The organism is Thermogemmatispora sp. (assembly GCF_019683635.1).
Lineage (GTDB): Bacteria > Chloroflexota > Ktedonobacteria > Ktedonobacterales > Ktedonobacteraceae > Thermogemmatispora.
In genome coordinates this window covers 54,213-76,453 of record NZ_JADGIA010000002.1, presented here as the reverse complement: position 1 = coordinate 76,453, position 22,241 = coordinate 54,213, and the positions used below count along the sequence as shown (strand labels likewise).

Genomic DNA, 22,241 nt, shown 5'->3' with positions numbered 1-22,241 from the left:
GTGCAGTAGACGTTCTGCACCGCCCGCAGCGTCTTGAAGGAGAAGCAGGAAGGAAGCCATGGAGCGACTGCGCGATGCCTGCGGTATTGTTGGGATCTATGCCAGGCCGGGAGAAGAGAGTATCGATGTGCGTCAGTATCTGACACTGGCGCTGACGGCTTTGCAGCACCGCGGCCAGGAGAGCGCGGGCATGGCGGTGTATGATCAGAGGGGCTGCATTACCCACCGTGTGGGCATGGGCAAGGTGCGCGAGGTCTTTGCAGACATGGGTCAGGGCCTGCCAGCCACGCGCTGCGGCATTGGCCATGTCCGCTATTCAACCACCGGCTCTAGCTGCGTTGAGAACGCAGGCCCGTTCGTGGTCGGCGACAATGCCGAGAGCCGGGACGGTGCACGCCCTGGAGCGATTGCGGTAGCCCATAACGGCAACCTGGTGAATGGTCCGGCCCTGCGTGCGCGCCTGCCGCAGCATCTGCTCTCTTCGACAACGGACAGCGAGGCCATCGCTCTCTTGCTCTTGCTGGCGGAGGGCGCCACGCTGCGCGAGCGCATGCTGATGGCTTTCCCTCTATTGAAGGGTGCTTACAGCCTGGTGATCCTGGCCGAGGGCAAGCTCTATGCAGTACGTGATCCCTGGGGCATGCGTCCGCTCTGTCTGGGGCGCATCGGCGACATCTGGATCGCTGCCTCGGAGTCCTGCGCTTTCGATCGCATTGGGGCCACCTTTGTGCGCAATGTCGAGCCAGGCGAGCTGATCACGATCGATGAGCAGGGCCTGCACTCCGAGATTCTGGTTCAGGCCCCGCGCCAGACGCTCTGCGTCTTCGAGTATATCTATTTTTCAGATGCCACCAGCTACGTGAACAATCGCTACGTCTACCTGGTCCGCGAGGCTTTGGGCCGCGAGCTGGCCCGCGAGCACCCGGTGGAGGCTGATCTGGTGGTACCGGTGCCCGATTCGTCGATCCCGGCAGCTTTGGGCTACGCTGCCGCTTCGGGTATTCCCTACGGCCAGGCGATTATTAAGAACCGCTATAGCGATCGCACCTTCATTAAACCCGATCAGCGTCTGCGTCAGATGGAGGTCGATCTCAAATTCAATTTTGTGCGCCCCAAGGTCGAGGGCCAGCGTCTGGTCATTGTCGACGATTCGATTGTGCGCGGCAACACCATGAAGCGTCTGGTGGCAGCTCTGCGCCATCAGGGAGTGCGCGAGATCCATTTGCGGTCGAGTGCACCGCCACTGCGCCATCCATGCTACTTCGGCATTGATATCCCCCATGAGAGCGAGCTGGTCGCGGCTGGACGCAGCATTCAGGGGGTGGCCGATTATATCGGCGTCGATAGCCTGGGTTACCTCAGTATCGCCGGCCTGGGTCGCGCCATCGCCTCGGTTCGCCATGCGAGCAGGCGGACGGAGTCGGTAGTGGCAGCAGCGGAAGCGGACCAGGCAGAGCCAGTTGAGGGCGAGGAGCCGGCTTTCTATGAGAAGCTGCTGCATCGCGAGTTTTGCTACGGCTGCATGCGCCGTGAGGGCTGGCCCTTTGATCCGCTCGTGGCTGCCGACGAATCTTCTCCCCTGCCGCTCATGCGTCAACCCTCGCACTCATGAGGCCAGAGGAGAGAGGACAGAGCAAGACCGGCAGACAGACAGGCCAAGATGAACGTGAATAAGAGTGAAAGCTGATTCTCCCCTCTTGAGGGTAAGATGCCACAACGTACAGTGTGAGGAGTGATGCGGGGCATAAGGAGGAGCTACTGACCATGCGTGTACTGGTAATTGGTTCGGGAGCGCGCGAGCATGCGCTCCTCTGGAAGCTGGCCCAGAGCCGGCGCGTCAGGCAGCTCTGGGCCGCTCCAGGCAATCCAGGCATGGCTACGCTGGCCGAGTGCGTGCCCATTGGCTTAAACGAGCTGGAACGGCTGGCCGATTTTGCCGAGCGACAGGCGATCGAGCTGACGGTGGTCGGTCCCGAGGCGCCCTTAATCGCTGGCCTTGTCGATGTTTTCCGTGCCCGGGGCCTGCCGATCTTTGGGCCAACACAAGCCGGTGCTATGCTGGAGGGCAGTAAGGCTTTCGCCAAAGAGCTGATGGAGACGGCGGGTATTCCTACAGCACAGCATCGGACCTTTCGCGATCCCGCCGCCGCTTTAGCATACCTGGAGGAGCACGGCGCCCCCGTGGTTGTCAAGGCCGACGGCAATGCCGCTGGCAAAGGGGCCATCGTAGCTCTGGACCTGGAGACCGCTCGAACGGCGGTGCGGCAGATGATGGTTGAGCGGATCTTCGGCAGCGCCGGCGAGGCAGTGGTCATCGAGGACTATTTGCAGGGAGATGAAATCGGTTCGACGGCGATCTGCAATGGGACCAGCTTCGTGCCGCTGGTTCTGACGCAGGATCATAAGCGTGCCCTGGATAACGACGAGGGCCTCAATACGGGTGGCATGGGGGCCTATGCTCCGCTGCCTTTTGTGAGCGCCGAGACCGAGCGTATTGTTCACGAGCACATCATCGCCTCGACACTACGCGCCCTGGAGGAGCGCGGGATCACTTTCTCGGGCGTTCTCTATTCGAATATCATGCTGACCGAGCACGGACCGATGGTGCTGGAGCACAATACACGCTTCGGAGACCCTGAGACGCAAGCCATGATGCTCTTGCTGAAGGCCGATCTGCTCGATCTGCTGCAAGCGCCCGAGCGTCTGGCGAGCGACTCTCTCTGGCATCCGGGCTACGCGGTCAGCCTGACGCTAGCCTCGGGCGGCTATCCAGGCAGCTATCGCACAGGTCTGCCTATCCAGGGCCTGGCCGAAGCGGGACGCCTGGAGCAGGTGCAGGTCTTCCACGCCGGCACGGCTCTGCGTGATGGCGAGCTGGTAACGGCTGGTGGGCGCGTCCTGAGCGTGGCCGCTTATGGAACGACGCTCGCAGAGGCACTGGAGCGCGCCTACGAAGCAGCCCACCTGATTCGCTTCGAGGGCATGCACTACCGCCGTGATATTGCCAAACGTGGCCTGCGCGCGTTGCAGTCTTAGACCGGGACTAGCAAGCGAATAGCAATGAGGTCTGACTTCTGGAGAATTGCAGGCAATCTCGCCTGATTTGAACATTTCACTAGAGAAGGAGATTATCAGCTTATTATGGCAGCCAAAGTCGTGATCATCATGGGGAGCAAAGGCGATCGTGGCCATGCGGAGAGCATTGTCAAGACGCTGCAGGAGCTGAATCTTCCCTATGAGCTGCGCGTCTGTTCGGCCCACAAGGCCACGCGCCGTCTGCTGGAGATCTTGGAAAGCTACGAGGGAAGCAGCGACCCCATTGTCTATATTACCATTGCCGGGCGCTCCAATGCCCTGTCGGCAGTAGTTGATGCCAATACCCGCTTTCCGGTGATTGCCTGTCCACCCTACAGCGATCGTTTCGCAGGGATGGATGTCCTGTCGTCGCTGCGTCTGCCGTCAGGTATCGCTTCGCCGACGATTTTGGAGCCAGACGGGGCGGCCCTGCTGGCGGCCAAGATGCTGGCGCTTTTTGACCAGGACCTGGCCCAACGGCTGGCAACCTACCGCGAGCGCTTTGCTGCCGAGCTGGAGCGCGCCGATGCTGAGGTGCGCGGTCATGGTGGAGCCGGTGCCTAGAGCCGAGGTGAACGCGAGTCAGGCAGGGCCAACCAGCGAGGCGCAAGCCTTGCCTCATTTGCGCCTGGGGGTATTAATCTCCGGCAGCGGGACCAACCTTCAGGCCATCATCGATGCCTGCGAGAGCGCGCGGTTGCAGGCGGTAGAGATCGCTCTGGTGGTGAGTAATGTGGCCGGGGCGGCTGGCCTGCAGCGCGCCCTCAAGCATCGCCTACCGGCGATCTACCTGCCGTGGCGCGAGCGCGAAGAGGGAGAGCGACGTCTCGCGGCCTTGCTGGAGCTTTTCCGCGTCGATCTGGTGGTGCTGGCGGGCTGGATGCGCATCCTGAGCGCCGATTTTCTGGCACGCTTCCCGCGGCGGGTGATCAACCTGCATCCGGCACTTCTGCCCGATGATCCCAGCGCCGACGTGTATATCGCCAGCGACGGCAGCGCGATCCCGGCCTTTCGTGGTCTGCACGCTGTCCGTCAGGCGTTAGAGGCCGGGGTCAGAGTCACGGGGAGCACCGTCCATTATGTTACGCCGGCGGTCGACGCCGGGCCGGTGCTCTGCCGGGCGGAGGTGCCTATTCAGGAGGGCGACAGCGAGGAGACGCTGCACGAGCGCATCAAGGCGGTCGAGCACTCGCTTGTTATCGAGGCCATCGAGCGCTGGCGTGCACGCGAGCTGCTTGAGCTGCGACGGCTCAGTCACTCTGGGGGAGGCCCTCCCCAGGAAGGCTAGCTAGCGGGGGAAGTAGCATCTAATCTTGCTACTTCCCCCTCTTATTGTCCCTAACCGGCGTAATATGTAGATTTATGCATTGCAGGCAGGTATAATAAAGGCAGGCATCCCTTAAGCAAGTTAAACGAGAAGGACCGGACCAAAACGGAGCCAGACATGGAAGAGCCTGAGCGCCAGCAGCCACCTCGGCAGACCTCCGTGCCTCCCTGTGAGCGCTTCGAGGGCGCTATGCTCTATGCTTCGATCGGCGACGCACTGGGTTGGCCCACTGAGTTCCTCATTGCGGGAAGCCGCCAATGCTCTTTTGAGCTTCCCGTGCGACGCTTTGTCCCCTGGACAAAGCGTGTTGGCGGCAAATGGTGGGGCTACGAAGATACGATTGGCGCTGGTGAGTACTCAGATGACACTCAGCTGATGCTTGCCGTTGCCCGCTCGATAGACGAGGCAGGTCACTTCATACCAGAGTACTTCGCCTACATAGAGCTGCCACTTTGGCTGCAATATGAGCGCGGCGGCGGTCGAACCGTCAAAACTGCCGCCCGCAAGCTGCTCGCTAAGAGAGCCAGCTGGCTCAATAATTTTTACCAGCAAGGGGACCTCGACTATCGTCAGGCCGGGGCTAATGGGGCTGCTATGCGCAACCTCCCGATCGCCCTGGTCCATGTCGACAACAAGCAGGAGCTTATTCGCGATTCGTTCTATAATGCCATTATTACCCACGGTCATCCACGCGCCATCTTAGGAACCATCCTCTTCGGCCTGGCAGTCCACTGCGCGCTCACTTTATCAGCGCCCCCGCCGCCGCCTCTCTTTATCGAGTGCATCCTCGACGGTCTGCGACAGGTTCCCCAGGTCATTCGCAGTGATCAACGTCTGCAAGATTGGCTACATACCTGGAACCGCGGCCTTTTGAATAAGGAGCTGAACTTTGTCCAGCTTTATCAGAGCACGCTCCATGAGACAGTGCAGTATCTGAAACAGATCCCAGCCTTCTTGCCGCGTGATCCCAAAGACTACTACACCTTTGTGGGCGCGCTGGACCCGCAGACAAAAGGCTCAGGCATCGCCACCGTCTGTGTTGCTATCTATCTTTTCCTGAAATATCTCCAGCGACCTCAGCAAGGTATCATCGTCGCTGTCAATACCTTTGGCAGTGACACTGACACCATTGCCCTCTTTCTGGGCAGCCTCCTGGGGGCCTTCCACGGACTGAAGGCTATTCCTCCAACTCTCCTCGATGAGGTTCAGGATCGCCGCTTTCTGCTTGATCTCGCTCGCCGCCTCCACACAATCGCCAAGGCCGCTGCCAGTCCAGCAGAGCCAGCCGCCGTGATCAGCGACCGTGAGGCTTCCTACTTCAGTATTCTTTCCTGGGAAGTGGCCTTTCATGAGATGTTCCACGGCGAATATCAGGATGGAGATAGGCTGATCCATCCAACCCTTGGCTCAGGGGCTATTCAATATCAAGAGGAGCAGCCACTGCGCCGCGATGGCTATGTTGCTCGCCTGGTCCGCGTTCTGTTCAAATGCGGTCAAACCTGCGTTTTCCACTCACGAGTGAAAGAGAATGGCTCTCCCTCGGAAAGCCTGGCGAGCGAGGTGGTGCGGGCCTTGCAAGAGCGGGATTAGAGCAATTGGAAGGATATATACGTCTCCTTGTCACCAAGACGATCACATAGAGCAGAAACAATGAACGAGGACAGACCTTCTTGAGTGTGGGAAGGGTGGCCTCTCGCTCAGCAAGCATGCTCTTTTGCTGCATTGCCGGCTCGCAGGCAGTTGCAGAGATAGCAGCATTCATCTAGTCTCTTCAGCAAGAGCGTCTTCTCCTCACCAAGTATCTTCACCAGAGGAGTATTTGACCGGTCGCGGCCCAGTAACGTCCATCCATCCTTCCTCGTTAAGGCGACCGCCCCCATCGCCGTGCCACAGGCCAGGAGCGCAGTCGAGAGGTCCAACGGCTTCCTGCTTACAACAAGAAGCGGCAGATCCTTACCTCGCTCAGTCGCTCCTGAGCGGAGGCGAGGCAGAAGCAAGCGAGCACTGGTCGGGAAGCATCCAGAGGTTATAGAATGTTAGACAGAGTTCGCGCCGGATGCCGCCCGACTGTCCGTGTTCGTGGAGGTAGCCTTGCCAAATGAGAGTTGTGAAATTGCTCTTTATCTGCCACCTGGCGGCGCTTGTCTTCGCCCTGGGTGGCCTTCTCATCATTCTGCCTCATCCCGAGCTGTGGAACAGCACTCCCATTGGAGTACGCATCTTCCAGTTCGCCCTACACTGGGCTGGCTCGCTGCACATCCTCTTTGGAGCAGCCACAATGCTGCTCTTCGGCCTGCTCTGCATTGACGCGCGGCGCACCCTGGTCTTTTTCGCCGCCTCGGTCCTGATCTCCATCATTGTGAGTCTGCTCAGTCTGACTGGCATTCCCCTGAGCACCGCCACCTTCTCCGCTTTCCCTGGTCCGAAGCTGGCCGGCATCGTTCCCTACTCACTCCCGCTCTCATGGTTCTATATGGGCTTTACGTCCTACCTGCTGGCAAGCAAGCTGACGGATCGACTCGGGCTGGAGCGGCAGACGCTCTGGTCGCTGGTGCTCGGCACCTACTTTCTGACAGTCTGGGATCTGGCGCTGAACGCTGTCCTGGTGAGCGGCCATTTCTCCACCTCCACCGGCTTGCTGAACGGCTACAGCAGCGCCTACGGCCTGCCGGTGGGCAATCTCTTCCTGTGGATCTGCAATTGCCTGCTCCTGATGATTGTCAGTCGCTGGCTGTGGCGCTCCAACCTTGACGCGCAGCATCTGGCGATCTGGCTGCCCTTTGCCGTCTACACAGCCAACACCGGCTTCATCATGGCCCTCAACCTGGGCAGCGGCCTCTGGTCGCCCTTGCTCTTGACGGCGGTCTTTGTGCTGGTGCCGGAGTCGCTCGTAGTCTTTCCGCGCGAGGAGGTGCACCCGCACCCCCACCACCCTGGACGCCGCGCGCTGAGCCAGTCGACCTGGCTGCTGATGCGCATAGGCGCCCGGGCGATCTCGCACTGGGCGGTTCGCATCCGTGTCGAGGGGCTGGAGCAGGTGCCGCGCAGGGGTCCGGTACTGATTGCCGCCCGCCATTTCCACTACTTTTACGACGGCTACGCCCTGCTGCGAGCCATCCCGCGCCGTCTCCACACGGTGGTGGCCCTCGACTGGCTACGTTCAAAGTCCTCGCGCTTCGCCATCGAGTTGGGCTGCTCGCTGGTCGACTGGCTTGTCGTCCTGCGCAGCGAGCAGTTCCGCGAGCAGCAGAGCAACGACACCCCCCGCGCCTACAGCCCGCGTGAAGTTCGGCGCTATCTGCGGCAAATGGCCACACGGGCTGTTAGCCTGCTGCGGGCTGGCGAGGTGCTGGTGATCTTTCCAGAAGCTTACCCCAATATTGACCCGCATCCCTCGCCGAAAGCGGACCTGCAGCAGTTCCTGCCCTTTCGCCCCGGCTTTGTTAAGCTGGTCGAGCTGGCAGAACGCGATGGCCGCACCCAGGTGGCGGTTGTGCCTGCCGGCCTGGCCTACACTCCTGCAAATGGGCGACGCCGGCGCTGGCGTGTGACCGTGCGTTTCGGCCCCCCACTCTACCGGAAAGATTTCGCTTCCGCCGAGCAGATGCGGCGCGTCGTCGAGGAAGAGGTGCAGCGGCTTTCCGCTGCTCCACCACCGCCCTCTGCCTCGCAGGCGGAAAGCCCGCTTCCAGTCTAGGCTGGCTAGCGCTGGCCGGCCCTCCCACGTTGGCTTGAGCGCCGTTCGTTGCTCAGGGCCCTGGCAAGCCTGGGGCCCTGCTTGTGCTCGAAAACAGCATGCTTGCTAGTCACTTACTCAATATAAGTATGTAAAAAAGGCGGAATCATAGAGGCATGCAGAAAATAACGCGCTTTCTGAGCGCTTTGCGCACAATCCTGCTCGGTGCCAGTGTGCTGCTGGGACTCTGGCAGGACTACCGTATTCAGAAGGCTATTCGTGAAACGGCCACACCGCTTCCGCGACGCCTGCCCAAGCCGGCCCCGCGGGTCTCGATTATTCTACCTGTGCGCAACGAGCAGGAGAATATCGACGGCTGTCTCGCTTCGCTGCTGGCTCAGGACTATCCCGACTTCGAGGTCATTGTTGTCGACGACGGCTCAACCGACGCCACGCCCGCTCGCCTGGCGGCATGGCAGCAGCGCGATCCACGCCTACGCGTCCATCGCATCGAGGAGCTGCCCGCTGGTTGGGCCGGCAAGGCCCATGCCCTGCATACCGGCGCCACCCTGGCGAGCGGGGAGTGGCTACTCTTTACCGATGCCGATACGCGTCACGCTCCCCAGACCCTGCGCCGCATGGTGGCCCATGCCATTGCCCACCGCCTCGATCTGCTCTCGATGTTCACCGAAATGCAGATCATCGGTCTGGCAGCCCGCCTGCTCACGCCGATGACGGGCCTGCTCTTAACAGTGCTGATCACGCCCGGCGAGATTCGTAGCGCTGCCCGCCCGCGCCAGGCTTTCGCCTTCGGCCAGTATATCCTGGTGCGGCGCGAGGCCTACGAGGCCACCGGCGGCTTCTCAGCTCCCGAGGTGCGCGCCTCCTTCACCGAGGATATGGGCATTGCCCAGGTCTTCAAGCGTCAAGGCTGGCGCGAGGACATCGTCGGTGGCTGTGGTCTGGTGAAAAATGTCCAGTGGACGACCTGGCGCAGCGCCTGGCGCGGCCTGCGCAAGGGCGCCTACGGGAAACTAGCCCCCTATCCGCTGTTGAGCCTCGTCGGTGGGAGCTTCCTGGTCTACTACGGCCTGGCACCCCTCCTGACCTTGCGCGCAGCTCTGCGGCCTGGGCACTTGCGTCAGGAACGCCTCTCGGCCCTGTTGGCTCTGCTGGCCCTCTGCCTGCAGGTCGACAGTAAGCGCCGCTTCGGTCAGGCTTTCGGCCTGCCAGCACGCTGGGCGCTGTTGGCGCCTTTCGCCAGCACGGCTTTCGGCTTTCTATTGCTGGATACCATGCGTCTGGCCATCAACGGCCAGGGAGCCGACTGGAAAGGTCGCCGCGCTCCTCGCTTGACGAGAACCAATATGCTACCTTTATTGTAGGACGGCATTAGTAACAGCACAGCTCCGCTGCCACTGATGAAGGAGCAGCGGAGCTACGGTCTGCGTGACTGTCCCTCGGCAGGCCTGCCTTAGACAGGCGAGGTGTCTAGCATGAAACTCTCGCAGTTCTTCTTACAACTGCAGTTGATTTTCTTGCTCTTCATCGCTCTGGTTGCTTTCTGGCAGCGCCATCGCATCAAGAAGGGCATTAAAGAGTTGACTACTCTCGATGAGGCTCCCCTACCGGAGCCATCTCCACATGTCTCCATCATTCTGCCCGTGCGCAACGAGGAGGCGCACATTGACAATTGCCTCGCCTCGCTGCTGGCTCAAGACTATCCCGACTTCGAGGTTGTGGTCATCGATGATGGCTCCACTGATGCCACGCCCGCTCGTTTAGCGGAGTGGCGGCAGCGCGATCCACGCCTGCATGTCTATCGCATCGAGGAGCTGCCCGCCGGCTGGGCCGGCAAGGCCCACGCCCTGCACACTGGCGCCATGCTCACGCAGGGCGAGTGGTTGCTCTTCACCGATGCTGATACGCGCCATGCGCCTCAGACTCTGCGCCGAGCTGTGGCCCATGCTATCGCTCATCACCTCGATTTGCTGACTCTCTTTACCGATACCCGCCTGCCGGGGGCAGCCGCCCGTCTGCTTACAGCAATTGGCGCTACACTGCTGGCCATGCTGGCAACGCCGGGCGAGATGCGTAATCCGCATCAGCCGACGCGTGTACTAGCCGTTGGGCAGTACCTGCTGGTGCGGCGCTCTGCGTACCTGGCCTGCGGTGGCTATAGCGCTCCTGAGCTGCGCTCGACCTTCTCAGATGACCTGACGCTGGCCTGGTACCTCAAGCGCCACGGCTGCCGTGAAGATATTGTGGCCGAGCGGGGGCTGGTCTTCAACGATCAATGGACAACCTGGAAGAGTGCCTGGGAAGGCATGCGCAAGAGCAACTATGGCCTGGTCGCCAGCAGCCCGCTCCTGGGCGTGGTTCTGGGCCTGGCCCTGATCCTCTACGGCCTGTTACCGCCTTTCACCCTCATACGCCAGCTGTGGTACAGGCGACGCCTGGCCCGGCAGCAGCCGCAGCGCCAGCGAGACCATCTATCGCTGCTGATGAGGGTGCTGGCGGCGCTCGCTCTCTTCTTCCAGATCGACACGAAGCGGCGTTTCGAGCGCGAGTATCGTCTGCCCTTCGCCTGGGCGCTGACAGCTCCCGCGGGTTGGGCTACGTTTGGCTTGCTGATGCTCGATACGACGCGGCTCGTGCTCAAGGGACGTGGCGCAACCTGGAAAGGTCGTACCGCTCCGCCGCAACACCGCGCCGTCCATCCGCTGGCCTTTATGGGTCAGGCTCTTGAGCGCCTTCGCGCGGGCAAGGGCAGCGTCAGGGGCCTCAGCTGCCGCGCCCACTACTTGACAGGACTTTGCAATGGAGAAACGCTTTCGTCTTCTTTCCTTGTTGCACAGCGCTTATCTGTGCCTGACCGCGCTGGGAGCCGGCTGGCAGCTTTGGCGCGTTCGACGCACACTCAGGGAGACACTGCCGCCCATTGAGGCGGACCTGCCGGACCCGGCTCCTCATGTTTCGATCATTGTGCCGGTGCGTAACGAGGAGCAACATATCAGCTCCTGCCTGGCCTCTTTGCTGGCTCAGGATTACCCTGACTTTGAGGTGCTCGCCGTTGATGACGGCTCAACCGATGCGACGCCGGCCCTGCTGGCGATCTGGCAGCAACGCGACTCGCGCCTGCGCGTCTATCGCGTCGAAGAGCTGCCCGCCGGCTGGGCCGGCAAGGCCCATGCCCTGCATACCGGCGTCACGCTCACCCAGGGCGAGTGGCTGCTCTTTACCGATGCCGATACACGCCACAAGCCTGACGCGCTTCGCCGTATGATGGCTCATGCCCTGGCTCAGCGACTGGACTTCCTTTCAATGCTGACAGACGCCCGTCTTGTGGGCAACGGCTCCCGCTTGCTGACGCCGGCGGGGATCGTGTTAATGACCCACTTTGCAACTCCTGGAGAGATGCGGGACCCACGCAAGCCTGGCCGGGCGCTGGCCGTCGGTCACTATCTGCTGGTCCGTCGCTCAGCCTACGAGGCAAGCGGCGGCTATAGCGCGCCCGAGCTGCGCGCCAGCTTTGGCGATGACGTGGGCCTGGCACAGTTCTTCAAACAGCGAGGCTGTCGCGAAGACTTCGTCGATGGGCGCAACCTGGTCGCTAATGAGCAGTGGACGACCTGGCGCAGCGCCTGGCACGGCTGGCGCAAGAGCGTCTACTCGGTGACGGCTTCAGCTCCGTTGCTCTGTCTAGGCGCCGGTCTGGGGTTGATCAGCTATGGCCTGCTGCCTTTGCTCAGCGTACTAACCGCTCTGCGCCAGCTGCTTAGGGGACGCCAGTGGGATCAATCCTTGCCGCTGCTGCCCCCCGCCCTGTTGACGCTGGCCCTGCAGGTGATCGCGCGCCGCAGCTTCGAGCGTGAGCAGCGGCAGCCATTCGCCTGGTCGCTGCTGGCTCCTGTAAGCTGGATAGCTTTCGGCTTGTTAATGCTCGATACGGTGCGTCTGGCGCTGAGCGGACGCGGCGCCGAGTGGAAGGGACGCCTGGCCCCCCGTCAGCCGCCGAGCATCCATGTACCGGGCCTGCCCCTGCAGCGCCACGCCAGCAGCCGCCGAGGCTGAGCAGCGCTTTGCCCTTCGCGCTCAGCTCACAATCTCTCTGCCTGGCAGCGATGCTGCTGCTTACTTATCTGCCTTTGCCTGTGGTAGAATAGGTTCACCATGCATGATCTGTGGGCAGATGTCGATCAAGAATACTCTCAGATGGCAGCACGCGCGGGGACGCGCGCCCGCTCCGTTCGCCAGGGAGATCTGTTGACCTCCCTGCGCCTCTGGCTCCAGGAGGAGTACCTTGCTGGCTATTGCCGGGCACTGCGTCAGAATCCGCTCTACCGACGCTGCTACTGGATCGATGCGCTCGGCGGCGAACCAGAGAGGAGAGCGCAGGCCGCCGGCAGTAGTGAAGCTGACAGCGGAGGCGAAACCGGTCCAGGCCCGCGCGAGCGCTCTAGCGGCAGGCGGCGCGCTCAGATTCAGCCGCAGCATCCCTGGCTGCAACCTTTGAGCGCCCTCCATGCTCGCTTGCTTGCCGAGGGTCGGTCGCTTGCCCTCTACGGGCTGCTGCTGACAGGCCCAGCCGGCGGACGCAGCGCCAGTCGCCCTGGCTCCAGTTCCAGCAGTCACAAGGCCGGATTGGTGATTCCCCGGGAAGGCGGCCTGGTCGCCGCCAGCTGGCCGGAAGCCGCTACTGCCATCCTCCAGCTTCTTGATCAGGCCCCAGCAGTTTTTGCTCTGAACCCTTTGACCCCGGCGCTCTTTCGCTATGAGGATCTGGAGCCGCTCTGGCAGCGCGCCGCCCCGACAGAACTCTGTTTGCTGATCATGCATCGCCAACTGGAGAGCCGACTGCGCGCCGCTCGACGCCTGGAGCAGCAGGCCGTTGCCTTGCACAATCTGCTGCGCAGCGATCGCTGGCGGGCCTTGATGCCTCGCGATGAGGCGGCGCCGCTCTCGCCGGAGGCGCTCGCCGAATTACTCGACCTTTTGTTATCCCAGATTCAGCGTCACTTCCCTCTGACACAGCGTATCGCCCTGCCACGGGCCAGCGGCCCGGCCCTCATTGAGACAGCTCCCTATACCCTGCTCTTTGCCACACGCCGCCAGGATAGCCTGCTAGCTATGAATGACGCCGTGTGCATCTATTGGCGTCGGCTTGAGGAGCAGAGCCAGGCGGACCTGCTAGGCAGCGACTGGTTCCAGGCTCGGCGAGAGGAGCGTCTGGCCACTGCCCGTGAGCAGCTCTATCAGCGTACACTGCAGATGGGGCGCGCTCTGCGCAGCCGGCGCTGGCCCGACTTGCGCCAGCAGCTCATCAGCAGCACCTTTGGCCAGTTCACACAGGCCGAGCACGATGCCGTCATTCAACGTCTGCTGCACGAGGGCCTGGTCCGCTGTGAGTGGCGACGTCCTCGTCCTACCCCGCCTTCAGAAGAGGCCGACGCCTCCGAGCCGGTGCCTGGTCCAGACGATCTGCTGATCTGGCCCGGAACACGCTAGCGAAGGCAGCCGCGTACGGCCCAGCACGCCAGACACAGGGAAGAGAGACTGACAGGGAAGAGTAAGGAGACATTACCAGGGGGAAACGTCGGTCAATGGGGCAACCGGCGTTGTTGGTAACGTCTCCCATAGGGAGAAACGCAGGAGCCGGCCAAAATCAGAGCAGTAACCTGCTCTCCCAAATAGCCCCTCGCCCGGCAACGACGATATCAACGGGAGGGTGATGTGGACACCGAGAGCGTCTCGCAGAAAAATACATTAAATGAATTGACTGGAGCTGAGTGGCTCTATTTCACTAAAAGCGTACTCATCACAAACTACCCCTCCGTCTATGGGCACGACCTGCGTAAAGCGCACGGCGCCAACAAGCCACCGCAGCTGATGAGTCAGCTCATCGAGTTCTTTACCAAGCCCGGCGAGTGCGTGCTTGATCCTTTCGCCGGCGTTGGCGGCACGCTGATTGGGGCCTCCATCTGCAAGAAGCCACGCCGGGCCGTTGGCATCGAGATCAATCCCCGCTGGGTAGAGATTTACCAGCGTATTCTGAGCGAGCACCGCGACTCGCTGCAGCCCCAGACCTTGATCCAGGGCGACTGCCTGCAGGTGATGCAGGACTTCGCCGAGCACTCTTTCGATTTTATCGCCACTGATCCCCCGTACAATATCCACCTGGCCCAGACCATGAGCAACGGGCGCTACGCCGCCACCTTCCCCAATCGTCGCACCGATTATTATATGCGCTCAGATGACCCGCGCGACCTCGCCAATCTGGCCAGTTATGAAGCCTATTTAGAGGCCATGGAGCAGGTTTTTGCGCAGTGCTTCCGCGTCCTGAAGCCGCGCAAATATATGGTTGTGATCGTGCGCAACGCCTACCAACACGGCGAATATATTTTCACGCATGTGGACCTGGCCCGGCGCGCCCGTCAGCAGGGCTTTGTCCCAAAGGGAGAGATCATCTGGTACCAGGCCGGCACACGGTTGCGCCCCTACGGCTATCCAAGCGCCTATGTTCCGAATATTGCCCATCAGTACATCGTGGTCCTGCGCAAGCCGGCAGCCAATCGACGCAGCTAAGCTCAACAGCCCGAGTCTGAATGAGCCAGTTCCTCAGCGAGTGGACAGCGTAGGTTATAATTACCAGAAAGCAGCGAACAGGTAGTGCTCAGATCTCTCTGATAGCAGCGCAGCAGAGGAGAGAAGAAGGGGACAGTGCCTATGCCAAGGAAGAAGCCAACACCTCCGCGTCGTATTCCCGATCCCGATGCTTTTGAGCCACGCGAGCGCATCGAGGAATTTGTGAATGATGAGGAGGATAGCGAACGCTTGCAGGAGGAGGTAGCGCGGGAGAGCAGCGATGAATATATGGTAGAGCGTGGCGAGGGACGACATGAGGCGGGTAAGCGAGACGTTGAGCTGTACATTCGAACCTACAATACGCTGTTGCGTAGCTCGGGCGAGGTGAGTCTGAAAGCCCTGGTCCAGGCCCACTACAATATTGACTCTAGCCTGCACCCAGATGCCCGCTCGCCTTACCCCGATATGTCAGCCCTCATCTACTGCGCTCTGCGCCTGCCCTCTGCCATCCTCTACTGCACGCATGTCCTGCTTGGACAGTCCGAAGAGGTCTTTCTAAAACAGGGTTTCCAGGTTGATCGCTGGCAGGCCGTGACAGCGCCAGCCCGCCGCCGCAAGTGGTTCTACGATGGCAAAGAAACGCTGGCGGTCTACGTGGCGAGCGTGAGCGATACTGACGATATTGTCCCGATCCTGGTGGCCTTCCAGATCGAGTGGAACAAGCTCTACTATCTGATCAACGCCGATCCGACAACGATCCAACTGCTCTCGACGCGCATGGATCGCTCCTCACCGGTTTTTGCGGAGATCACACGCGTGCTCCGCCAGCGCCTGCATATTGCAGCCGATGACTGGCGCCGTCTGGAAGTGGTCTGGGGTGACCGCTTGTGGGAGAATCTGCTGATCATCGGACGCCAGCGCAAGAGCTTCACCCTGCGCATGCTCGGCGGCTCCCACGTCGGCTTTGTTCGCGCGACCCGCAAATGGTGGGCACCAGTCGAGCGCCTGCTCGACTCGCTGGGGCTGCGCGAGCGCCCGGTCTACTTCGTGTCTAGCAATACCCACAGCCTGGTCAATCTGACCTCTGGCTCCGTCTTGCGGCGCGAGGCTGAGCTGATCGACTTCGCCCTCAGCGGCCAGGACCAGTATCTGGCGAAGGAGTGCCGCAAGCTGCAGTCCGGCGAAGTACCCGGTAACTGGCAGAATTTCCTGTACTTTGCCGCCCGCGAGTGGGCCCGCACGCCCGAGGGCCAGGAGGCTATGCGCCAGCGCGTTGCCGAGGAACAGGAACGCGGCATCTGGCACGTTGGCGCCCGTCACGGCCTGGAGATCGATGCCCAGATCTTCGAGCTGGCCCGCCTCCATCCGACCGATGTTGATCCACGCTGCCGCATGCCCGGCATGGACCTGCTGGCCAAGAGTAAGGCCATTATTCTGAATATCGACTACCCGCTGGGTATGGCCGCCTACCGTATGCTGCGCGAGATCATGGAGAATATGTCGACGATCCTGGGCATCTATATCCTGGGCAAGGCGGCCACGCTCAACGGCAGCATCGGCGATGTAATGATCTCGAATGTCGTGCTGGATGAACATAGCCAAAACACGTATTGGCTTGATAACTGCTTCTCTGCCCAGGACGTGCAGCCGTACCTGATCTATGGATCAGTGCTTGATAATCAGAAAGCTGTCTCGGGCAAAGGCACATTTCTCCAAAACCGCCAGTACTTCGACTTCTACTATAGCGCCAACTACACGGTAGTGGAGATGGAGAGCGGCCCATACCTCAACGCCGTCTACGAGGACCAGTATCTGACCCGTTACCCCATCGGCGAGAATATTAACTTTGCGCGCCTGCCCTACGATCTCGGCATCCTGCACTATGCCTCGGATACGCCCTATACCCGCGGCAAGAATCTCGGCGCCGGCAGCCTCTCGTACTTCGGCATGGATTCGACTTATGCCTGTGCTGTGGCAATCGTGCGCCGTATCTTCGAGCGCGAGATCCGCTATGTGCAGGAGAGGTATGGAAAGGCGGAGCAGCGCGAGGAAGCAGCCGCGGCTCGCGACGGAAGACAGTCGCCGCCCGAGTCAGGCCAGGACGATTCGCGCCCGATGGAGGCTTCACTCACCTAGCCGCTGGTTGAGGAGGAGCTGCGTCGGCTCCAGGCGACGCGAAGGCGCCTGAGCAGGTGACTCCACAAGGAGGCTCGCCCGCGCCCGGCCTCAGCGGCTGACGACGCTGGTGCGGCCTCTTCAGCTGCTTGCTCCCTGACAGTCGCTGTTTCAAGGGATGAGCTGGCGCTCTCTTCGAGCCGTTCGGCTTCACCGGCGTGCAAGCCGACGGCCTGGCGATAGGCTGCGACAAGCTCGCTGGGACGCTGAAAACGCCGAGCTGGCTCCTTCTCCATCGCCTGCCTGATGACCTCGTCCAAAGCCTCGGGCAAATCGCTGCGCCAGCGCTGGAGCGAGGTAACAGGTGCGTGGAGATGCTGCGCGTATACTCCTTCGCGGGAACTGTCCCGAAAGACCGCATGTGTGGTCAAGAGTCGGTAGAGGACGGCCCCGAGGGCGTAGACATCGGTGCAGGGTCCACAGGAGCCTTCTCGGAGCTGCTCCGGCGCCCGTCCTTCACCGCTGCCATAGTCAGGGTAGCCTTGACCGGCGGGTGTGGCCAGCTCCAGCAGGTGCATGACTCCAAAATCGCCGATGGCGAGACGCCCGTCGCGCAGCAGAAAGATGCAATCTGTGCTGAGATTCCGATGAATGATCCCTTGCTCGTGGGCGTATTCCAGGCCCTGTGCGATCTGCTCCAGGTAGTCGCCGATAGTGCTCAGGCTGGGCGGGCCGCTTTTCGTGAGCGCCGAGATCAGGGTCTGCATAGGTAGGTTGGGCGTTACCAGGTACGAACCTCCCAGATAACTCCCGTAGTCGACCAGGGGCAGAATGTGACGGTGCTGAAGTGCCGCTACCTCGCCCGCTACCTGGAGAAAGCGCTCCTGATATGCCGCCCGTTCCTGGGAGTCCAGAGCACACGGGGCCAGAATGAAACGCACCAGGTAGGTACTGCCTTCGTCGGTGCTGCCCAGAAAAACCGGCCCCAGCTCGTTGCGCCCGACGAGTTGCTCCAGATAGTAGTTGCCCAGGGTGGTACCGATTAAGCTCTCACTTGGTGGAAATGCAAGCATGGCCTTCCTATCCCTCTCCCTTCGGCCTCGCTCTCTGTCTCCTGCGCGGATCTGAGTGACATCTGGCTTTGACCTCAAAGCTGTCACTCCTCCTCTACCTCTTGTGAACGCGATTCTGGCACCTTACAGACCTGGTCTTATCACCAGCAAAAACGCAAGGGCTAGGTGATTTTGGTAGGCATGACGATCACTGACGCCCTTCTTCTCCAGTGCTCTGCCAGTACTATAATAAGCTACGTACATAAGCTACGTAGAGCGCGTGATCTCGGTCGTCTACCGATAGAGGCCGTTCGTGCGGCCTTGCCTGCAGATCTCAGCTCAGTCCTGCTCGGCTCAACCTTCTCGCGAGCTGACGGCAGGCAGGTTCTCCTTCTTACCAGGTATGAGCAAGGATAAGCCGTCAAACCAGAGCGAGCAGTCTCCACTAGAGCCTGTCACAGCTCAGGAGGCGGAGAAAGAAGAGATCGCTTTTGTCCCGCTGCCAGGTTCTGGCCAGACGTGGCCGCGTGCTGCGGCTCTGAGAAGCGGGCGCCGTCTGTCAGGGCTGGCGGCCTTACTCGCTCTGTTCTTAACGGCTCTGCTGCTCTACTATCTCTTTCCTGTAGGAGAGATTGCCCAGCAGCTTGTGAGGTTCTTCACCACAGCAGAGCCAGCGAGCGTCAATAGCGCCTCCTACTATCTCAGCGTCGATGTTCCGTGGACGCAGATCACTGTCGACGGGCAACCTTTGAAGCAGAAGCCGATCCTCTCCTTCAGCAGCTCCCTGCAGCTTCTGCGCGGCACCCATCTGATCAGCTGGCAGGCCGACCCTTTTCGCGAGCAGTCGTGCACAATCTCCGTGCCTCCCTCCCCAGGGGACAGTTGCCCGATCTCGACCGCTCAGCGCCAGGGCGGGCGGCAGGTCCAGGTGCTCTGGCTGCGCGACCGCCTGAGCGATCTCGCCCCCGCTCAGCAGCAGGCCCTTTTGGCAGCCTTGCGAGCAGCCTGGCAATCTGCCGCCTGGAGTACCACCATCGAACCGGGCGAGCGCTATATTGATCTCAGCCAGCCTGGCTATAGAGGGGTTGCCCAACCCGGTCAGCCATTGCAGGCCACGCTCCAGCTGCAGCTGATGCTGGACCTGAGCGGACGACGGGCCAGCTACCTGGCCTGCCAGACAGGCACTCCTGATGGCGAGAGCGGCGATTGCCCAATCCGTGAGGAGAACTGCTTGCAGCTCTGTGCACTCCCTCCCTGGCAGTGGCAGCCCTCTTCTCCGTCGGGAGCACCCTTCCTACTGAATGGCTGGCATCTTGTGGCTTTGACTACTCTTTCTTGGGATATCGTCCGCCGCGACGGCCAGCCGATCGCCTTGCATCAGCCCCTGGGCCTCTACAGCTTCGCGCCCGAGGCGATTCCGCTCGCCTTCAATATCACCTGGACCGGCTCCCGGTGGCAGGTGCAGCTCTTAACCGGCCCAGCGCTTAGTTCGGCGCTCTTCATTGATGGCCAGCAAGTTACGCTTGATCCAGCCTGTGTAGATGCCCAGCATAGCTTTGCTGAGTTTGATCAGCGGGTTGTTGGTGAGGTCGAGCAGGTTCATTTTTTCTCGTCCAGCAACCCGGCTGAAGGCTGCTTGATGATCTTCAAAGCAGGAGGCCAGACGGTAGCATTCCTGGAGCGCTGCGGCCTCCTGCTGGCTGTCAATCCTCCGGCCCACCACCTGCAACCCGATTGGCCAGTGGCTAACGTCGCCGAGCAAGCCCTGGCGGCCCGCCTGAGCCATCTAGCCGGCTGGAGCTGGTGGCTGAAGCTGCCGCCGCAGTAGCGCCTCAGCATCGGTCGCTGCCGGGCGGTCTATTCGGACCACAGTGATCGGAAACCGCCCGAAGGCAACGCTGCCCGGCAGGCCCCGGCAAGACCAGTAGAGCCGGTCAAACCAGGCTAAGTGGAGCCGGGAGTATCCTGCCCTCGTTCAAACGAGGCGAGAATGGCCCGCCAGGTCCCTTCCCCTCCGATGTGCTGCACCTGGACGCCAGGCATCTTTGTCGCTGGTAACTGGACCTGGCCGATACAGAGGATACAGACAGGATGACCACTACGCTGAAAGCCCTGCAGAGCTGAGATCAGAGCCTCATTGATTGTGCTGGTCACCAGGACCACCGTGGCCCCAAAGGGCAGGCGTGAGCGTTCGGCGCCCATAACGGCCTCAATAGGCTCGCCGTAGCACGGCTCAGCCCGCGCCAGGGCCTCTAAAATGCGCTGACGCTGCCTGGCGCCACTCGCCGGAGGGAGGCGAATCATGCTTGACCGCGGCTCTAGGTCGTCATGCGATTGCCCCGAAGGCAGAGACTCGGGGCCAGCCCCACTACCCGCCAGGCCAGAGAGCATGCCATTACAGTAGAGACCAACGGCGTAGCCTGCCTGCAGTCCCCAGTCGGCCACTGAGGCCGCCGTGCAGATGGCCAGTTCCTTGAGCTCCTGGCTCACCCCCAGCTCCAGCAGTGAGAGAGGCGGCGGCATATTCAGGAACAGCGCCAGCATATAAGTGGCGCTGGCTTCGTAGACCTTGCTCTGCAGGCGCATGGCTCGCGCCGAGGCTTTCCAGTGCACGCGCCTGAGTTCATCGCCCTGGCGATAGTCGCGGATGCCGCTGACGCGCGCAGGATCTTCCAGCAGGCGCTGGGGCATGCGCCGCTCACCAAAAGGATGGCGCGCCGGTAATCCCAGCCGGGTGAGCGGGACAAGTGGAGGGTAGACAAGGATCTGCTCCCGATTGTCCAGTTCCTGGCTCCGGCTGACAAAGCCGAAGAGATCCCCACTCCACAAGACAGTGGGGCCAAAGGTGTGCACTCCGCGCGCCAGACAACGCAGCCGATAGCTGCGCGAGATACGCTCGTACCAGCGCGGACTAAAGAGGCTTTCAATGATGGCCCTCCTGCCGTCCGGAATGAGATGGGGACTCAAGCCGCGGAAGACCAGCGCCAGCGGCACGCGATCGCTCACTCTGACCCAGGAGAGCGGCAGCAGCTTGGCATTCTCCAGTAGCTGGGTCAGAACGATCTCCTCTCCAAAGCTAGCCCGCTGCTGGCTGAAAGAGCGTTGATAGCGCAGGTTCACCAGACAAAAGGTGCCCCAGATATCGATCAAGAAGAGAATAAGGAAGAGCAGCAGCCCACTGATCAATAGCAGTAGCTGATGGATCAGGACACTGACCAGTAAGATGCCGAGTGAAAGAAAGTACCAGCTACGTTTCATGACTCAACAGGCACCGGCACGCTTGCGATGATCGAGGTCATGAGCCTCACCAAGGATTGGCCACGGAGGCTCGTTTGACCCGTGGGGATCAGGCGATGAGCCAGAACAGGTATCGCCAGGCGCTTGATATCATCGGGCAGCACGTAGCCACGCCCTTCGATAGCCGCTAGAGCCTGGGCAGCGCGATAGAGGGCCAGGGTACCACGCGGACTGACCCCTAGCTCGATGGCCTCGTGCTGTCTGGTGGTCCGTACCAGCTCAATCAGATAACCCTCAACGCTCTCTTCAATCTCTACCGTACGAATGATTTGCTGGAAGCGCGTGAGCTGCTCAACACTAAGCACAGGCTGCAGCTCGGCCAGCGGCTGCCGCTGGCGAAAACGGCGCAGAATCTGGCGTTCCTCCTCCGCCGTGGGATAGTCCAGGCGCAGGCGCATAAAGAAGCGATCGAGCTGGGCCTCCGGCAGGGGGAAGGTGCCCTCCAGTTCAATGGGGTTCTGGGTAGCAATCACCATAAAGGGCCGGGGTAGAGCAATGGTCTCGCGCTCGACGCTGATCTGGCGCTCTTCCATCGCTTCTAGCAAGGCGGATTGAGTGCGTGGCGTCGCTCGGTTGATTTCGTCGGCCAGGACGATCTGAGCCAGCAGTGGGCCGGGGCGGAATTCGAACGTACCCTGCTTCTGGTTGAAAAAGGTGATCCCGGTGATGTCGGAGGGTAACAAGTCAGGCGTGAACTGGATGCGCTGGAAAGAGCAAGCCAGCGAGCGAGCCAGAGATCTGGCTAAGGTAGTTTTGCCGGTCCCCGGGACATCTTCAAAGAGTACGTGCCCTTCGCACAGGAGCGCCACTAGCAAGAGATCGATAACTTCTTCCTTACCGACTATGACCTGTCCAATGTTGTGGCGCAGCGTTCTGGCCGCTTCACTTACTTGAATAAGCTCTTCTGATCGAATCATCCTCTTGGTCCTCGGGCTGGCAGTAGGGCCTGCCTTCAGGTTGTCGCAGGCTCGACAGGACCGCCAGCCGAAGAGAAGGTAGCTTCCCCAACAGCTACAAGCGAGGAGCGTCAGCCTGATCTTGGTCCTGCCTTCCTCGACGCTGCCTCGTGCTCCCTATGCGAGCCTTTCCTTCTGGAGATACGCCTGAGCGACGG

The 22,241-nt window shown here is 61.2% G+C and carries 16 protein-coding genes; 13 read left to right on the top strand and 3 right to left on the bottom strand.

Annotation, left to right across the window (positions count from 1 at the left end; translation table 11 throughout):
* The first annotated feature begins 58 nt into the window (after positions 1 to 58).
* The 12 genes from purF (at position 59) to IRZ31_RS00620 (ending at position 16,799) form a co-directional block, all read left to right on the top strand.
* Positions 59 to 1,612 carry an amidophosphoribosyltransferase gene (gene purF, locus IRZ31_RS00675; RefSeq protein WP_297148454.1) on the top strand — a complete coding sequence of 518 codons (1,554 nt, stop codon included), beginning with the start codon at positions 59 to 61 and terminating at the stop codon, positions 1,610 to 1,612.
* Positions 1,613 to 1,764: 152 nt separating this feature from the next.
* The gene (gene purD / locus IRZ31_RS00670) at positions 1,765 to 3,036 is read left to right on the top strand and encodes a phosphoribosylamine--glycine ligase (protein ID WP_297148452.1); all 1,272 of its coding nucleotides are present in this window, start codon (positions 1,765 to 1,767) and stop codon (positions 3,034 to 3,036) included.
* Between the two features lie 105 nt (positions 3,037 to 3,141).
* A complete protein-coding gene (locus tag IRZ31_RS00665; protein WP_297148449.1) occupies positions 3,142 to 3,639 on the top strand; it encodes an AIR carboxylase family protein in 498 nt (165 codons plus the stop codon).
* Positions 3,620 to 4,363, top strand: coding sequence for a phosphoribosylglycinamide formyltransferase (purN, locus tag IRZ31_RS00660; RefSeq protein WP_297148447.1), 744 nt, complete (start codon positions 3,620 to 3,622; stop codon positions 4,361 to 4,363). The genes IRZ31_RS00665 and purN overlap by 20 nt, the downstream gene beginning before the upstream one ends.
* Before the next feature lie 156 nt (positions 4,364 to 4,519).
* Positions 4,520 to 5,992 (top strand): ADP-ribosylglycohydrolase family protein, encoded by a 1,473-nt coding sequence (locus IRZ31_RS00655; protein ID WP_297148446.1) that lies wholly within the window; start codon positions 4,520 to 4,522, stop codon positions 5,990 to 5,992.
* A 508-nt stretch (positions 5,993 to 6,500) separates the two neighbouring features.
* Positions 6,501 to 8,099, top strand: coding sequence for a carotenoid biosynthesis protein (locus IRZ31_RS00650; RefSeq protein WP_297148444.1), 1,599 nt, complete (start codon positions 6,501 to 6,503; stop codon positions 8,097 to 8,099).
* Positions 8,100 to 8,254: 155 nt separating this feature from the next.
* On the top strand, positions 8,255 to 9,463 hold the full coding sequence (locus IRZ31_RS00645) for a glycosyltransferase family 2 protein (protein ID WP_297148442.1): 1,209 nt from the start codon (positions 8,255 to 8,257) through the stop codon (positions 9,461 to 9,463).
* A gap of 111 nt (positions 9,464 to 9,574) precedes the next feature.
* Positions 9,575 to 11,023 carry a glycosyltransferase family 2 protein gene (locus tag IRZ31_RS00640; protein WP_297148440.1) on the top strand — a complete coding sequence of 483 codons (1,449 nt, stop codon included), beginning with the start codon at positions 9,575 to 9,577 and terminating at the stop codon, positions 11,021 to 11,023.
* Positions 10,926 to 12,152, top strand: a complete 1,227-nt coding sequence (locus IRZ31_RS00635; protein ID WP_297148477.1) for a glycosyltransferase — start codon at positions 10,926 to 10,928, stop codon at positions 12,150 to 12,152. Before IRZ31_RS00640 ends, IRZ31_RS00635 begins: the two co-directional genes overlap by 98 nt.
* A gap of 141 nt (positions 12,153 to 12,293) precedes the next feature.
* On the top strand, positions 12,294 to 13,586 hold the full coding sequence (locus IRZ31_RS00630; protein WP_297148438.1) for a hypothetical protein: 1,293 nt from the start codon (positions 12,294 to 12,296) through the stop codon (positions 13,584 to 13,586).
* A 225-nt stretch (positions 13,587 to 13,811) separates the two neighbouring features.
* The gene (locus tag IRZ31_RS00625; RefSeq protein WP_112430370.1) at positions 13,812 to 14,663 is read left to right on the top strand and encodes a DNA methyltransferase; all 852 of its coding nucleotides are present in this window, start codon (positions 13,812 to 13,814) and stop codon (positions 14,661 to 14,663) included.
* A 141-nt stretch (positions 14,664 to 14,804) separates the two neighbouring features.
* Entirely contained in the window at positions 14,805 to 16,799 is a 1,995-nt protein-coding gene (locus tag IRZ31_RS00620) for a hypothetical protein (protein ID WP_297148436.1), read from the top strand.
* On the opposite strand, the gene IRZ31_RS00615 is transcribed toward IRZ31_RS00620, so the two are convergent.
* Positions 16,796 to 17,851, bottom strand: a complete 1,056-nt coding sequence (locus IRZ31_RS00615; protein ID WP_297148434.1) for a serine/threonine-protein kinase — start codon at positions 17,849 to 17,851, stop codon at positions 16,796 to 16,798. The genes IRZ31_RS00620 and IRZ31_RS00615 overlap by 4 nt on opposite strands.
* Positions 17,852 to 18,233: 382 nt before the next feature.
* On the opposite strand from IRZ31_RS00615, the gene IRZ31_RS00610 reads away from it, so the two are divergent.
* Positions 18,234 to 19,658 carry a hypothetical protein gene (locus IRZ31_RS00610; RefSeq protein ID WP_297148432.1) on the top strand — a complete coding sequence of 475 codons (1,425 nt, stop codon included), beginning with the start codon at positions 18,234 to 18,236 and terminating at the stop codon, positions 19,656 to 19,658.
* 116 nt (positions 19,659 to 19,774) lie between these two features.
* Here IRZ31_RS00610 and IRZ31_RS00605 read toward each other — a convergent pair whose 3' ends face one another.
* On the bottom strand, positions 19,775 to 21,088 hold the full coding sequence (locus tag IRZ31_RS00605) for a DUF58 domain-containing protein (protein ID WP_297148430.1): 1,314 nt from the start codon (positions 21,086 to 21,088) through the stop codon (positions 19,775 to 19,777).
* Positions 21,085 to 22,044, bottom strand: a complete 960-nt coding sequence (locus IRZ31_RS00600; RefSeq protein ID WP_297148429.1) for a MoxR family ATPase — start codon at positions 22,042 to 22,044, stop codon at positions 21,085 to 21,087. The genes IRZ31_RS00605 and IRZ31_RS00600 overlap by 4 nt, the downstream gene beginning before the upstream one ends.
* Positions 22,045 to 22,241 lie beyond the last annotated feature (197 nt).

Excerpts from the sequence above, each read along its gene's own strand:
- purF (WP_297148454.1), top strand. The coding sequence starts at position 59 with ATGGAGCGACTGCGCGATGCCTGCGGTATTGTTGGGATCTATGCCAGG.
- purD (WP_297148452.1), top strand. The coding sequence starts at position 1,765 with ATGCGTGTACTGGTAATTGGTTCGGGAGCGCGCGAGCATGCGCTCCTC.
- IRZ31_RS00665 (WP_297148449.1), top strand. The coding sequence starts at position 3,142 with ATGGCAGCCAAAGTCGTGATCATCATGGGGAGCAAAGGCGATCGTGGC.
- purN (WP_297148447.1), top strand. The coding sequence starts at position 3,620 with ATGGTGGAGCCGGTGCCTAGAGCCGAGGTGAACGCGAGTCAGGCAGGG.
- IRZ31_RS00655 (WP_297148446.1), top strand. The coding sequence starts at position 4,520 with ATGGAAGAGCCTGAGCGCCAGCAGCCACCTCGGCAGACCTCCGTGCCT.
- IRZ31_RS00650 (WP_297148444.1), top strand. The coding sequence starts at position 6,501 with ATGAGAGTTGTGAAATTGCTCTTTATCTGCCACCTGGCGGCGCTTGTC.
- IRZ31_RS00645 (WP_297148442.1), top strand. The coding sequence starts at position 8,255 with ATGCAGAAAATAACGCGCTTTCTGAGCGCTTTGCGCACAATCCTGCTC.
- IRZ31_RS00640 (WP_297148440.1), top strand. The coding sequence starts at position 9,575 with ATGAAACTCTCGCAGTTCTTCTTACAACTGCAGTTGATTTTCTTGCTC.
- IRZ31_RS00630 (WP_297148438.1), top strand. The coding sequence starts at position 12,294 with ATGGCAGCACGCGCGGGGACGCGCGCCCGCTCCGTTCGCCAGGGAGAT.
- IRZ31_RS00620 (WP_297148436.1), top strand. The coding sequence starts at position 14,805 with ATGCCAAGGAAGAAGCCAACACCTCCGCGTCGTATTCCCGATCCCGAT.
- IRZ31_RS00615 (WP_297148434.1), bottom strand. The coding sequence starts at position 17,851 with ATGCTTGCATTTCCACCAAGTGAGAGCTTAATCGGTACCACCCTGGGC.
- IRZ31_RS00610 (WP_297148432.1), top strand. The coding sequence starts at position 18,234 with ATGAGCAAGGATAAGCCGTCAAACCAGAGCGAGCAGTCTCCACTAGAG.
- IRZ31_RS00605 (WP_297148430.1), bottom strand. The coding sequence starts at position 21,088 with ATGAAACGTAGCTGGTACTTTCTTTCACTCGGCATCTTACTGGTCAGT.
- IRZ31_RS00600 (WP_297148429.1), bottom strand. The coding sequence starts at position 22,044 with ATGATTCGATCAGAAGAGCTTATTCAAGTAAGTGAAGCGGCCAGAACG.